Origin of the sequence: Magnetococcus marinus MC-1, assembly GCF_000014865.1 — a bacterium.
Lineage (GTDB): Bacteria > Pseudomonadota > Magnetococcia > Magnetococcales > Magnetococcaceae > Magnetococcus > Magnetococcus marinus.
Genome location: NC_008576.1, coordinates 3734970 through 3750131 on the forward strand (window position 1 = coordinate 3734970; position 15162 = coordinate 3750131).

Sequence of the window (15162 nt, forward strand, 5' to 3'; positions counted from 1 at the left end):
TTTCAAACCCGCACCGTAGGTCAACGCACCGGTGGTATCCTGATCAATGGCCGACAGCTGCGCCATGGTGGCCGCATCGGTGATGGAGACCACATAGCTGCCCGTCACATAGCTGTTGGTATTGGTTTCCAGCGCCGCAGCGGCATCTTTCAAACCCGCACCGTAGGTCAGCGCTCCAGTGGTATCCTGGTCAATAGCCGACAACTGCGCCATGGTGGCCGCATCGGTGATGGAGACTGCATAGCTGCCTGTCACGTAGCTGTTGGTATTGGCTTCCAGCGCCGCAACACCGTCCTTCAAGCCCGCACCGTAGCTCAGGGTGCCGCTGGTGGCGGAATCCATGACCGAAAGTTGCGCCATGGTGGCCGCATCGGTAACGGAGACCACATAGCTGCCCGTAATGTAGCTGTTGGTGTTGGCGGCTAGGGCCGCAGCAGCATCCTTCAGACCCGCACCGTAGGTCAGCGCTCCAGTAGTATCCTGATCAATGGCCGACAACTGCGCCATGGTGGCCGCATCGGTGATGGAGACCGCATAGCTGCCGGTCACATAGCTGTTGGTATTGGCTTCCAGCGCCGCAGCGGCATCTTTCAAACCCGCACCGTAGGTCAGCGCTCCGGTGGTATCCTGATCAATGGCCGACAACTGCGCCATGGTAGCCGCATCGGTGATCGAAACCACATAGCTGCCCGTCACATAGCTGTTGGTATTGGCTTCCAGCGCCGCAGCGGCATCTTTCAAACCTGCACCGTAGGTCAACGCACCGGTGGTATCCTGATCAATGGCCGACAGCTGCGCCATGGTGGCCGCATCGGTAACGGAGACCACATAGCTGCCCGTCACATAGCTGTTGGTATTGGCTTCCAGGGCCGCAGCGGTATCTTTCAAACCCGCACCGTAGGTCAGCGCTCCAGTGGTATCCTGATCAATGGCCGACAACTGCGCCATGGTGGCCGCATCGGTAATGGAGACTGCATAGCTGCCTGTCACGTAGCTGTTGGTATTGGCTTCCAGCGCCGCAGCAGCATCCTTCAGACCCGCACCGTAGGTCAGCGCTCCAGTAGTATCCTGATCAATGGCCGACAACTGCGCCATGGTGGCCGCATCGGTAATGGAGACTGCATAACTACCCGTCACATAGCTGTTGGTATTGGCTTCCAGCGCGACAACACCATCCTTCAGACCCGCACCGTAGGTCAGCGCTCCAGTAGTATCCTGATCAATGGCCGACAACTGCGCCATGGTGGCCGCATCGGTTATCGAGACCGCATAGCTGCCCGTCACATAGCTGTTGGTATTGGCTTCCAGCGCCGCAGCGGCATCTTTCAAACCCGCACCGTAGGTCAGCGCTCCGGTGGTATCCTGATCAATGGCCGACAACTGCGCCATGGTAGCCGCATCGGTGATCGAAACCACATAGCTGCCCGTCACATAGCTGTTGGTATTGGCTTCCAGCGCCGCAGCGGCATCTTTCAAACCTGCACCGTAGGTCAACGCACCGGTGGTATCCTGATCAATGGCCGACAGCTGCGCCATGGTGGCCGCATCGGTAACGGAGACCACATAGCTGCCCGTCACATAGCTGTTGGTATTGGCTTCCAGGGCCGCAGCGGTATCTTTCAAACCCGCACCGTAGGTCAGCGCTCCAGTGGTATCCTGATCAATGGCAGACAACTGCGCCATGGTGGCCGCATCGGTAATGGAGACTGCATAGCTGCCTGTCACGTAGCTGTTGGTATTGGCTTCCAGCGCCGCAGCAGCATCCTTCAGACCCGCACCGTAGGTCAGCGCTCCAGTAGTATCCTGATCAATGGCCGACAACTGCGCCATGGTGGCCGCATCGGTTATCGAGACCGCATAGCTGCCTGTCACATAGCTGTTGGTATTGGCTTCCAGCGCGACAACACCATCCTTCAGACCCGCACCGTAGGTCAGCGCTCCAGTAGTATCCTGATCAATGGCCGACAACTGCGCCATGGTGGCCGCATCGGTTATCGAGACCGCATAGCTGCCTGTCACATAGCTGTTGGTATTGGCTTCCAGCGCCGCAGCGGCATCTTTCAAACCCGCACCGTAGGTCAGCGCTCCGGTGGTATCCTGATCAATGGCCGACAACTGCGCCATGGTGGCCGCATCGGTGATGGAAACGAGGTAAGAACCGGTCACGTAGCTGTTGGTATTGGCATCCAGTGCCGCAACACCGTCCTTCAAGCCCGCACCGTAGCTCAGGGTGCCGCTGGTGGCGGTATCCATGACCGAAAGTTGCGCCATGGTGGCCGCATCGGTAACGGAGACCACATAGCTGCCCGTAATGTAGCTATTGGTGTTGGCGGCTAGGGCCGCTGCACTATCCTTCAAGCCTGCACCATAGCTCAGGGTACCGGTGGTATCCTGATCAATGGCCGACAACTGCGCCATGGTGGCCGCATCGGTGATCGAAACCACATAGCTGCCCGTCACATAGCTGTTGGTATTGGCTTCCAGGGCCGCAGCGGTATCTTTCAAACCCGCACCGTAGGTCAGCGCTCCAGTGGTATCCTGATCAATGGCAGACAACTGCGCCATGGTGGCCGCATCGGTGATGGAGACCGCATAACTACCCGTCACATAGCTGTTGGTATTGGTTTCCAGCGCCGCAGCGGCATCTTTCAAACCCGCACCGTAGGTCAACGCTCCGGTGGTATCCTGATCAATGGCCGACAACTGCGCCATGGTGGCCGCATCGGTGATCGAAACCACATAGCTGCCCGTCACATAGCTGTTGGTATTGGTTTCCAGGGCCGCAGCGGCATCTTTCAAACCCGCACCGTAGGTCAGCGCTCCAGTGGTATCCTGATCAATGGCCGACAACTGCGCCATGGTGGCCGCATCGGTGATGGAAACCGCATAACTACCTGTCACATAGCTGTTGGTGTTGGCATCCAGGGCGGTAACACCATCCTTCAAACCCGCACCGTAGATCAGCGCTCCAGTGGTATCCTGATCAATGGCCGACAACTGCGCCATGGTGGCCGCATCCGTAACAGAAACAGCCAACGCACCCGTCACATAGCTGTTTGTGTTGGCGGCCAGCGCTGATGCGCTATCTTTCAATCCGGAACCATAGGTCAACGTGCCAGAAGTTGCCGCATCCATGGCTGACAACTCCGCCATGGTGGCCACATCCGTTACAGAAACAGCATAGGAACCTGTCACATAGCTGTTGGTATTAGCGGCCAGCGCGGCTGCACTGTCCTTTAAGCCGGAACCATAGGTCAACGCACCGGTGGTATCCTGATCAATAGAGGACAACTGCGCCATGGTCACCACATCAGTGATGGAGACAGCATAGCTGCCCGTTACATAGCTGTTGGTGTTGGCATCAAGGGCAGAAACCCCATCCTGTAAGCCCGCACCGTAGGTCAACGCTCCGGAGGTATCCTGATCAATGGCCGACAACTGCGCCATTGTGGCCGCATCGGTGATGGAGACCACATAACTGCCCGTCACATAGCTGTTGGTATTGGCTTCCAGCGCCGCAGCGGCATCTTTCAAACCCGCACCATAAGCCAGCGTACCCGTGGTATCCTGATCAATGGCCGACAACTGCGCCATAGTGGCGGCATCTGTAATGGAGACGGCTAGCGATCCGGTAACATAGCTATTGGTATTGGTTTCCAGTGCCGCCGCAGCATCTTTCAAACCCGCACCGTAGGTCAGTGTGCCCGTGGTATCCTGGTCAATCGAGGATAACTGTGCTATGGATGCCGCATCTGTAACAGAAACGGCCAATGCACCGGTCACATAGCTATTGGTGTTGGCGTCTAGTTCGGATGCGCTATCTTTCAAACCTGAACCATAGGTCAACGTGCCCGAGGTCGCCGTATCTATGGCCGAAAGCTCTGCCATGGTGGCTGCATCGGTTACAGATACCACATAGCTACCTGTAACATAACTGTTAGTGTTGGCCGCTAGTGCTGAGGCACCGTCCTTTAGGCCCGCCGCATAGGTCAGGGTACCCGTAGTATCCTGATCAATGGCCGAGAGTTGCGCCATTGTAATCGTGTCCGTAACACTGACACTTGCAGAACCCGTCACATAGCTGTTGGTATTGGCAACCAGCGCGGCGGCCGTGTCTTTAACCAGATACGATCCGTCACTTAGCCCAGAAAAACGCTCCATTTGAGTCATAGAGAGCGAAAGCACTTCACTGGCCGATGTGGAGACCGTATAGATGGTGTTCGTATTGAGCGCCATTCCGGTAATATCGGTATTAGCTGTCAGATAAAACTGAATAACACCTGCTCCGCTCACATCAAGCAGGCTCAAATCCGCACTGTCATCCCCATCACTTTGTAAAGTGATACGCAGTGTGCCAGCACCCACATCACCATCCATCAGCGTGATGTCCTTGGTCGAAAGCTCATCACTATCAATAATGGCAACTTGACCACTTTCAATTTTAAAGTAGTCAATGCCGATGATGGTTGAGCCTGTAAAATCTATGGTATTGGTAACCACATGGATGATATCACCGGTGCTGGTATCACCTGACAGATCACCACCATAGATCGTCTCTGCGTCTGTCGATGTTACATCGTCAGTATTAAAGACAAAGGTATCGGCACCATCACCGCCGTACATAATATCGGCACCTGCACCGCCATTAAGCGTATCATCTCCCGCACCACCCGTTAGGGTATCGTTACCGTCCAGACCATAAAGCGCATCACCACCGTCATCCGCAGTTACCGTATCATCCCCTGTTGTTGCATACAGAGTTGAGGCTTCTACCGTGGAGGAAGAATCCGTAATGTTGACGGTCCCGCCGGAGGTCGAAAGAATGAAGAGTTCTGCAATGGAACCTTCAATGCTCAGCTGGCCACTGGTAATTTCAATGGCATTAATACCGGCTTGGGACCACTCCTGTAGCTCTTGGTCCGTCAAAGTTTCGATATTGGCTGCGGTGTCTACAATTTTGACAACAGCATTTAAACCATCACCATTGCCAATGGTGGTATTGTTGGCTAAATCAACATCCCCTGCCCCATCAAAGCTGGAAATATTACTGGCCGACCCCATTAACGTTTCGACATTCGTGGTGATGGTAATACCATCATCGAGATAAAGCGTGGTAATGCCTTCTAATTCGAGATCAGATAAATCCAGATCCTCTCCGATATCTAGATAGTCTGGCTCAATGATAGGATCGGGTTCTTGCTCGGCATCGGGTTCGGCATCGGGTTCTGGTTCGTCCCCTGCGGCATCATCACTATCAGCCTGAATTTCCGCCAAAATGGCATCCATACCCTCGTCACCTGCGGCCTCTGCCTCAGCTTCAGCCTCAGCCTCAGCCTCAGCCTCAGCCTCAGCCTCGGCATCGGCTTCTGCGTCTGCTTCAGCTTGGGCCTCAGCCTCTGCCTCTGCCTCTGCCTCTGCCTCTGCCTCAGACTCAGCGTCTGTGCCATCGGTCCCAGCAGCCTCGCCGTCAGCTCCAGTGGCCTCGCCGTCAGCTCCAGCAGCCTCGCCGTCAGCTCCAGTGGCCTCGCCGTCAGCTCCAGTGGCCTCGCCGTCAGCTCCAGTGGCCTCGCCGTCAGCTCCAGTGGCCTCGGCACCGACGCCTTCCCCGCCCCCACCTTCGGTTGCATCTGGCTCACCGTCAGCGGCGCCTTTACCATCCTCTTTTTCTAATTCTTTGTCCTTACCCTGCTTTCCTGGGAGCAAAACACCTTGGCCTTCACCCTGGCCCTGGCCTTTACCCTGGCCCTGGCCTTCACCCTGACCTTGGCCTTCACCCTGGCCTTGGCCTTGACCCTGGCCTTGACCCTGGCCTTGACCTTGACCTTTGGCCTGACCTTGTGCCGCTGCCCCACCCTGACCGGTACCGGCCTGCGTTGCATCATCTGACCCGCCAGACGCGGAAGCCTGATCGGTAGTATCAGCTTGAGCCAGAAGGATCTCACCTTCGTTGTTAACCATATCATTCTGCCCAGTCTGTTCGCTCATGTTAGGAGCCCCCTGAACCGCGTTGCCGGTACAAACCGTCACTTAACCAGATGTAAGGACGATAATGCTTGATTAGGATAAGGCGTTGGATCGCCATTTTTTTCAGACCCACGCTATTTCGGGGTCTATATCTGTCAGTTGGCATGATCCGCAGATCGTGCCCTTCCCGTGATTTTTTTGGACAATTCAAAGGAGGCATGGCCATGGACCGCTACACGATCATCGTGCCATGCAATCATCACTTAACTATGTCACGTTGTTTTAGCATTTGTTGCAGGCCATAAAGAGCCCTTGGGTACATTTGTACCCAAGGGCGAGGCTGTCCATGCTTTTTTTGTGCTTTTTTTACTGTTGCACAAACAGATCGGGGCTCAGGCGTCCAATGGCTTCGAGGAGCTCAACCTTTGCACTCACCACGTCTGCCTTGGATTCTTCTAGGTCAGAGTTCGCTTCAATCACTTTGCGCTCAGCAATGAGAATACTAAGCAGAGAAGACATGCTACCACCACCAAGCTTGCGCTCTTTGCGGGCCAATGTCAGAAAATCCTCGTTCAACTTAACACTTTGCTGATAACGATCGACTAACTCTTTGCTCGTAATCAGCTTTTGGTAGGTATCACGAAGATTTTTCTCTAACGCATCACGAGCTTTGTCGTGAATAGCCTGAAAATCCTCCACTTTATGCTGTGCCGAATTAACATCGTGCACCGCAGCAAGGCCCAAGTTGAAAGGCATCTTGACATTGACGAGGATGGAGGTGTCCTCATCATAGTTTACAGTGCCCCCCATATCGTTTTGGAAGGTATAGCTACCCGTCAGCGTAACCTCAGGAAAATAGCCTTTGGCGCGGGTAGAATTTTTGCTCGCGACAGCCTTAACGATGTTTTGCTTTGTCTCAAGCAAGGCGTAGTTTTGGGCTTCAAACTGCGCAATCATGTCCTCCATTGAGGGAATCTCAACGTTGACATCGACCATGTTCAATTTAGAGAGATCGTCAGGCACAACATTGAACCACTGGCGATAGCCGTTCATGGCCTTCGCCAAATTCAGCTCCGCTTTTAACCGCTTTTCGATGGCCCGGCTTAGCTCAGCCTCGCTTTGCAAAACATCTTTGCGCAAGCCAGCACCGATTTTTAGACGCTTTTCTTCGGAAGCGGTCTGTTCACGAATACGGCCCTCTACCGCTTTGGTATTTTCCAGCACGCGGTAAGCGGCAACCAAATCGATGTAAGCCTTGGCACCGGAACGCAGCACTTTTTGGGTCGTTTGACTGACCGAGTACTCTTTGCCGATTTGGTTGGCACGCTCGGCGTCTATTTCGGCATTCAGCTGACCAAAGTCCCACAACAACTGATCAAAGCTGGTTTTCAGCTCACTAGAACGCGCATCAGTAAAGGGTGTCGCCCCTTGGTTGGTACCCTCATGACCAATTTTTGCGTTCACAGTGACGGTTGGAAACCATTCACCTTTTTTGGAGCTGACGTCGCTTTTCGCGCCGCCAAGCTTGGCTTCAGCAGATTTTACCTCCGCATTGGTTTGGATCAACCCGCGCAACAACTCGGGAAGATCGTTGGCCTGCGCCACACCGACCATAGAGACCGAAGCGACGCCGACGACGATGGCGTTTTTAACGAAACGTTTCAAAAGCATGGTACAGACCTTTTTTTTATCGTGATTTCTCAAAGCCCTTTGGGCGATGGTCTAATCCGGCTCGACGGCCAATTTACGCAACCGTAACTTGGTAACAAAACTAGACACAAACGTCAATCTCTAACTCATACTACGGTTTAGAGTGTAACCGCTGACGGCTCATATTCTATCCGTTAAACAAGAACTTGCATATGTTGTTTTTTTTTGTCTCATGCCAACCTCGTTGTTTCCGGTTCTTTTAATCGCTTAACCAATAAGCTAAGGCCATTTTCCGCCATAGAAACCACTAATGACAACATTGTTTATGGTTAAACAGCCACCAAAATTGAAAAGATTATCTCAATTTCAGATATTTACAACGATTCCTTTGCTTGGCACAACAAAGCTCAACCACCCCACCAACAAAGTACACCTAACCATTGCATTTAAAACATAGCTATTGCGCAAATTGGTAGATGTATAGGAAAACTCAATGGAACTGCATTTCTTGTTTTTGCTGAGCTGGATCTGCTTTTTTTTCTTGGTCTTTAGTTGAATATTGAACATAATCTTTTGGTAGTTCAAACAGCGAGGCATCTGGAACCATTTCTTGTATGTTTTTAATCTCCGCCGTTACCTGCCCGTTCTGCACCACGCGCACGGGTAAAAATAGGCGGGCATCTACCCAGAGTTCGCTATTTCTAGTTTTGCTACCTATGGTCTCTGTGAATTGCCACTTTTCTGTAGCCCGCCCCTGTTCATGACTAACCTCTACCAATTTACGGTAGAGCGTCGGCCCCTTTAGCAGCTGGTACTTTAGTACGACGCGGCGTTGCGGGTCTACCCAGAGCTGCATCTGCGTGGTTTGCCCCCGTCGTGCCATACTCACCTCCCAAAGTTGCGTCATTATCCCATCCAACGCGATCTCCCCTTTGAGCACGCACTGCGCCGGGTTATCTTTACCACAAACGGGATGATCCGGATCACTCGGCAGACGTGTTAAATCTGGCATCGGAGGCATCGGTGCACGACCGGGCCCCTCATGATACCGTTTGTTGGCAAGGTCTAATGTCCACATACGCTCTTTTTCTAAATCCATGATAAGCGCTCGGGTTTGATTTCCTACCGTACCTTCCGCACGCAGACGCATTGGCCCTACATAGAGCGTCCCTTTAGCAACCTGCTCGGGTTTGTCAGGACTATGCATAATGATGTCTGCGCGAAATGAACCGCCAAACCATACGGGAGCAGCCAACAGCTCCCTACTTCCACTCATTGCGACTGCTAGAGCCAACAATACAAACACTTTATTGTAGGGTATTTTGAGCATTGGGTTCGTTCCAACTGATATTTAATAGAGGAGATGGTCGACACTAACCGTCGTTAAAAAGAATGCAATTACAAGTCCAAAGTTTAGCAGATCTTCATTTTTTTTAATTCTCCCCCCATCATTTGATTAAAAAGCTTGGCAACCTTCATACCAATTGATACCCTCGCCAAACTTTACAAAAAGGGCTCTAGTTAGGCACTCTTGCGGCCAGAGCATCAACTAAGGATTCGCATGCCTGCGCAAGTTATGGCCCGCTATGTTTTGCTTATCCAATGAGTGCCACATAATTTAATCACCCACATGCTGCCCTGCTTGTTCATGCTGGCGGTGTTTTTTCATCAGGAGTTTACCATGACCATTGAACGCACTTTTTCCATCATCAAACCTGACGCAGTTGCTAAAAATGTCGTAGGGGAGATCCAAAGCCGTTTCGAGAAAGCGGGCCTGCGTATTATTGCTTCTAAAATGATTCGCCTAACGCCTGAAATTGCAGGAAAATTCTATGAAGTGCATAAAGCACGCCCCTTCTACAATGATCTGTGCAGCTACATGAGCTCAGGCCCTGTGGTTGTGCAAGTTTTAGAAGGTGATGGCGCTGTCCTGAAAAACCGTGACATTATGGGTGCCACCAATCCTAAGGACGCCGCTCCAGGTACCATCCGTGCTGATTTTGCCGAGAGCATTGATGCCAATGCGGTCCATGGTTCAGACGCCCCTGAAACGGCTGCCCAAGAAATCGCCTTCTTCTTTAGTGGCACAGAACTGTGCGATCGCCCTTGATGCTCGTATGAATGGCTGGGGCCTCGTCTAAAAGCTAGACAGGCCCCTATTTCACCACCACACCTGCACAATCAACGAGATTTCATTCTTTAATCCATTCTTTTTTTACAAACGAACCCTCAGTTTTCCCCACCACTGCCCATCGATTGTGAGCCCTCTATGCACACGCCCCTCTTAGATTTAACCGGTTTGACCCGGGAAGCATTAACCTCACTGGTGGTCGAGCAGTTGGGAGAAAAGCCGTTTAGGGCAAGACAGTTATGGTCTTGGCTCCATGTTAAATTAGCCCAACACCTGGATGAGATGAGTGACTTATCCATTGATTTTCGCAGGAAACTTTCTGCATTAAGCACCCCCCTACGGCCCGAGGTTTCGACCCATCAAATCAGCCGTGATGGCACGGAAAAATGGTTACTACGATTGAGTGATGGACAACAAATCGAGACCGTCTACATTCCAGAGGATGAGCGAGGCACCCTGTGTATATCGTCCCAGGTGGGGTGCACCTTGAGCTGCCCGTTTTGTCACACCGGCGCGCAGGGCTTTGCCCGCAATCTAACCCCCTCTGAAATTGTTCAACAAGTTTTGTTTGCGCGGCGCACTTTAGCGGCACGTGACAAGCGGGTCACCAATATCGTGCTTATGGGCATGGGGGAACCCCTCTATAATTATGAAGCCGTACGGGATGCTGTGCTGATCTTGTTAGACGACTCTGGATTAGCTTTTGGGACCCGTAAAGTGACACTGAGTACAGCGGGATTACTCCCCAAAATGGAACAGGCAGGGCGTGAGCTTGGGGTGAATCTAGCGATTTCTTTACATGCGGTACGCGACACGCTGCGTGACGAATTAGTCCCACTCAATAAGAAGTATAACCTGCAAGCGCTACGGGCCGCTACCCTCCGCTACCCGCTTAAATCTGGACGGCGCGTTACCTGGGAGTATGTCATGCTCCACGGGGTGAATGACAGCGAGGATGACGCCCGTTTATTCGTCTCCTTCCTAAAAGATATCCCTTCTAAAATCAATCTTATACCCTTTAATCCTTGGCCAGGTGTGCCTTATCAATCGAGCAGCATGACACGCATCGCCGCCTTTCAAAAAATCCTCTATCAAGCAGGGTTTGTAACGGTTATTCGCGACCGCCGCGGTGAAGATATAGACGCAGCCTGTGGTCAATTAAAAGGCGCCGTACAAGGGGCCCGCCCTCGCCCACCGGGGGCAAGTTAAGCTTTCATTTATGTGTGCGCGATGACACGGGGCCCAATTCCTTAACCGGATTGGGCTTGGCGGCGCCTACGTTGTCCCAACAGATTAAACCTTGCTTGATCGAATGTCGCAGGTGAGACGCCCTTTTTTGATCATACTTATATTTAATACTGTCAATTATACCTGTAAAATTATCGCCGCCACCTGCCTGCATAGAAACCATTCACGATAACTGCAAACAAGACTCAAATTTTATCCTTATGTTTTTATTATTTATTATTGAGCACTCTCGAAAGCCCATCCCACCACCACCATTTATAAAATGAGGCCCATAATTATTATGAAAATGGGCTTGCAATCCCCCTGTAAAAAGGCCAAGATAAGGCGATTTTCTCTTCGATTATAAGGTTTTCCTAATAATCGCAGCGTGAATACCTCATCCCGCAGTCAGCGGGTGGGTACTGTGACTAGGTGCTGCCGGGGGGACAGTAGGTAAAACCCTTTTAAACAAGGATGGAGTGAATCCATGGGATTCTTAAAGAACTTGTTCGCATTAGTTGGGGCCCTTGCTATCGCAGCTGGTCTCTATGGTTATGTCAAGCTGGCCCCTGTTTTGGCAGAGTTTGATCCTGGCTACCAGAAGATGTACTCAAAGTTTGCCTCGGATCTCTTGACCTCCAAAGACCCTGGCGTGGCGATGATGTGGGTGGCCGAGGTCAAACCTGATATCTCTATTGAAGATGTCAAGGAGTCTCTGAAAAGTTTGGCCGCAGCACGTAGCTTTTTGTTTGTGGGAGAGGCTCCTTTTTACAAACAGGTCCAGGCTTTAACCGGCGAGCCTTACCGTCATATTTCTTTCATGTCTTTTTGTGACGCCAGTGTCGGCAAAATGATGGCCGATTATCGGGATGAGTATACCGGCTTTATGCCCTGTCGTATCTCTGTTGTGCAGGGTAAGGATGGTAAAATCCGTTTATACTCTATGAACTTAGATATGATGATTTACGGCGGACGGGAGCTCCCCCCAGAACTCAAGAAGCAAGCCATGCGGGTGAGTAATGTCATTCGTGAGATTATGCAAGGCGCGGCCCAAGGGGAATTTTAAGCCGCTGCCCTTTTATGGGTTGGAATGCTGTACCAACAGCTTTTTTTAAACGCCGGCACACAACGGGGGTGCCGGTTAAACCGGTCCGATACATAAGGGCCAACCTAGCCATTCCTGTACGGGAGGAGAGGGAGAGATGCAACATAATAAGATCAAGACACTGTTCTTGGCAGCAGCCATGGTAACAAGCGGGATGATGATGGGTGCGGATGCTCGCGCCGAAGGCATCACCGCCGCTGCGCTTGCTAACACTTGCGCAGGTTGCCACGGTACCAATGGCGTAGCTGTTGGTCCTGCGATGCCCACCATCGCGGGGCAACCTGCGGCACATTTGGTCAACATGATGAAGGAGTTTAAATCTGGCGAGCGCCCTGCGACTATTATGGATCGCATTGCCAAGGGTTACAGCGACGAAGAGATTACCGAGCTCTCTAAATACCTCGCTACACAAAAGTGGGGGAACAATGTCGCCAATGCACGTCTTAGCATGAAAACCGGCACCCCTTTCAATCAGGTGGATGATGCTCTGGTTGCTAAAGGTGCCAAACTGCACGAATCTTTAAAATGCAAAAAGTGTCATGAAGACAATGGTCGCAGCATGGAAGATGACACCCCTCGTGTCGCGGGTCAGTGGCAGGACTATCTATTGATCAAGATGCAGGATTATAAAAATCCTGACATGAAGGTTCCTCAGCCCAAAAAGATGAAGAAGAATATTGATAATGCTTCTCTAGAAGAGCTTGAGGCCATTGCCCATTTCTACGCCAGCCAGAAGTAAGCGGGGGAGAGGAGAGTTTCGCATGTCTAAACTGACACGTCGTAATTTTATTAAAACCACTGGCGCTGCTGCGGCCGTTGGTGCTATGGGTGTCGCTGCTCCTGCCATTGCCAATAGCCACGGCAACCATGTGGTTGTTGTTGGGGGCGGTTATGGTGGCGCTGTTGCAGCCAAATATATTCGTATGGCCGATCCCACCGTTAAGGTGACTTTGATTGAGCAGAACGAATATTACTACTCTTGCCCCTTGTCCAACCCTGTCATCATCGGTATCCGTGACATGGAAGTACAGAAGTGGGGCTATGATGGTTTGAAAAAGCATGGCATTGATGTGGTAATCGACACGGTTACGGGTATTGATGCTGGTTCTAAGACGGTCACCACCAAAGGTGGTAAGTTCAAATACACCAAGTTGGTTCTTTCACCGGGTGTTGAATTTAACTATGCAGCCATTCCTGGTTTGACCAAAGAAATTGCCCATACCAGCATGCCCCACGCATGGAAAGCGGGTCCTCAGACCCTGTTGTTGCGTGACAAACTGGCGGCGATGAAGGATGGCGAACCCTTCGTCATGGTGGCACCACCAAACCCGTTCCGCTGCCCTCCTGGGCCTTACGAGCGGGCCTCATTGGTGGCACACTATCTGAAAAAGCACAAGCCTAAGTCCAAAGTGATCATTTTGGATCCTAAAGACAAGTTTTCCAAAATGGGCCTGTTCCGTGGCGGTTGGAAAGAGTTGGGCTACGAGCCCAACTATATCGAGTGGATTCCTGCTGCAGAAGGCGGTAAAGTCACTAAAGTTGACGCTGCGACCGGTACTGTCTACACCGACATGGGTGAATACAAGAGTTCTTGTATCAACATCATCCCGCCCATGACAGCGGGATCCATTGCCGTTGCCTCTGGCCTGACGGATAAGTCTGGCTGGTGTCCTGTTGATCTTAAAACGTTTGAGTCTACCTTGGCCAAAGATGTCTATGTCATTGGTGACTCCAGCGCCGCAGCGGGCCTGCCCAAATCTGGCTATGCCGCGAACTCCGAAGCAAAAGTGGCGGCGGCGGCTGTGGTCGCTGCTCTTCAGGGTAAACCTGCGCCGATGCCTTCTTATGTCAATACATGTTACAGCTTGTTGGCACCAGACTACGGCATCTCTGTTGCGTTGGTTTCGGTTTTTGAGGATGGTAAAATCACCAAAAAATCCGGCGGTCTCTCTCCTTCGACGGCCAGCAAGGCCCACCGTAAGCAAGAGGCTTTTTATGCTGAGTCTTGGTATCAAAGCATCATGGCCGATACCTTCGCTTAAGCATCATGGTTGTATGCTTGATCTTAAACGGAGCCCTTTTGGGCTCCGTTTTTTTATGTCGCTCTAGATATCTCTGGTGTTTTAGCAGGCTGCGCCCATTCCGGTTAATATTTGAAAGGCTTTAATTGTACAGGCATTGTTTGTTTTGCCTTGCTCTTACAATAAATCCTCTCTTCCTATCGGGCTATGGTCTCTGCGCGCATAGATTTTGCCTATCAAACTCCCGCAATATTCTATTTGAGCTAGATACCCACGCATTATTTAAAGAAGGTACCGCGTAAAAAGGGGCTCTGGTTCGCTTTTTATGGAGCACCCCCTTTCAAGCTTTTTTATCTTCTTCTTTTTGTTACACTGTTTTTACAATTTCGTCATGCTCCAAGAAATATTCATTCTCTTGGTTGCGAAAAACAGAGGATCATGCTTGAGAGGTTCGGTTGGGTTTGATACTCTCTAGTGAGTCGTTTTAAGAAAATTATCTGGTCTTAGCCAAAGGCCCGCATTGAGATCGATTTACTTAGGAGATCCGTAAATGGTAACTGAGGAGGGAAAGATGGGCGTAAGCCGACGTGGTTTCTTCCGCACCGTAGGTGCTGCTGGTCTGGGTGTTGCGGCCGTTTCTGCACAACCGGGCAAGCTATGGGCCGCTGAAAATGTGATGGATAGCATCAAAGCCAAAATGGGTGGTTCTGATGTGACGGAAGGTAAAGTCGTGTTAAGTACCCCTGATACTGCTGAAAACGGTTCGCTGGTGCGTGTTCCAATCAAGGTTGACCACCCCATGGAACCGGGCAACTTTATTGAAAGTGTAGGCATCTTTGTCGACAACAACCCCGCACCTTTTATCGCCAAGTTTGATTTCAAACCTGAGTTGGGTGGCGTCGATTTTGAGGTTCGCATCAAAATCGCAAAAACTTCGCCACTGCGGGTAGTCGCTAAGTCCAACACCGGCAAGCTCTATGCAGCCGTAAAGAATATCAATGTGGCTGAGGGTGGTTGCGCATGATCATGCGCCCTCTTTTGACGCGTGCCAACCTTTCGATAAG

The 15162-nt window shown here is 51.5% G+C and carries 9 protein-coding genes; 7 read left to right on the forward strand and 2 right to left on the reverse strand.

The annotated features are described in order from the left end of the window. The first annotated feature begins 5709 nt into the window (after positions 1–5709). Positions 5710–5886 carry a hypothetical protein gene (locus MMC1_RS21970; RefSeq protein WP_160162722.1) on the forward strand — a complete coding sequence of 59 codons (177 nt, stop codon included), beginning with the start codon at positions 5710–5712 and terminating at the stop codon, positions 5884–5886. A gap of 444 nt (positions 5887–6330) precedes the next feature. Here the strand turns inward: MMC1_RS21970 and MMC1_RS15315 are convergent, their stop codons facing one another. Further along, on the reverse strand, positions 6331–7635 hold the full coding sequence (locus MMC1_RS15315; RefSeq protein ID WP_011714545.1) for a TolC family protein: 1305 nt from the start codon (positions 7633–7635) through the stop codon (positions 6331–6333). Between the two features lie 469 nt (positions 7636–8104). Further along, positions 8105–8944: a hypothetical protein gene (locus MMC1_RS15320; protein WP_011714546.1), complete on the reverse strand. Its 840-nt coding sequence runs from the start codon at positions 8942–8944 to the stop codon at positions 8105–8107. 351 nt (positions 8945–9295) lie between these two features. On the opposite strand from MMC1_RS15320, the gene ndk reads away from it, so the two are divergent. The 6 genes from ndk to MMC1_RS15355 all read left to right on the forward strand — a co-directional run bounded on the left by ndk (position 9296) and on the right by MMC1_RS15355 (position 15122). Next, a complete protein-coding gene (ndk, locus tag MMC1_RS15325; RefSeq protein WP_041642909.1) occupies positions 9296–9724 on the forward strand; it encodes a nucleoside-diphosphate kinase in 429 nt (142 codons plus the stop codon). A 159-nt stretch (positions 9725–9883) separates the two neighbouring features. Then, the gene (gene rlmN, locus MMC1_RS15330; protein WP_011714548.1) at positions 9884–10954 is read left to right on the forward strand and encodes a dual-specificity RNA methyltransferase RlmN; all 1071 of its coding nucleotides are present in this window, start codon (positions 9884–9886) and stop codon (positions 10952–10954) included. Positions 10955–11459: 505 nt separating this feature from the next. Beyond that, complete coding sequence (locus tag MMC1_RS15340; RefSeq protein WP_011714549.1) at positions 11460–12038, forward strand: DUF302 domain-containing protein; 579 nt, start codon at positions 11460–11462, stop codon at positions 12036–12038. Between the two features lie 136 nt (positions 12039–12174). Then, a complete protein-coding gene (locus tag MMC1_RS15345; RefSeq protein WP_011714550.1) occupies positions 12175–12816 on the forward strand; it encodes a c-type cytochrome in 642 nt (213 codons plus the stop codon). Positions 12817–12838: 22 nt separating this feature from the next. Then, positions 12839–14119, forward strand: coding sequence for an NAD(P)/FAD-dependent oxidoreductase (locus tag MMC1_RS15350; protein ID WP_011714551.1), 1281 nt, complete (start codon positions 12839–12841; stop codon positions 14117–14119). 529 nt (positions 14120–14648) lie between these two features. Further along, the gene (locus MMC1_RS15355; protein ID WP_011714552.1) at positions 14649–15122 is read left to right on the forward strand and encodes a thiosulfate oxidation carrier protein SoxY; all 474 of its coding nucleotides are present in this window, start codon (positions 14649–14651) and stop codon (positions 15120–15122) included. Positions 15123–15162 lie beyond the last annotated feature (40 nt).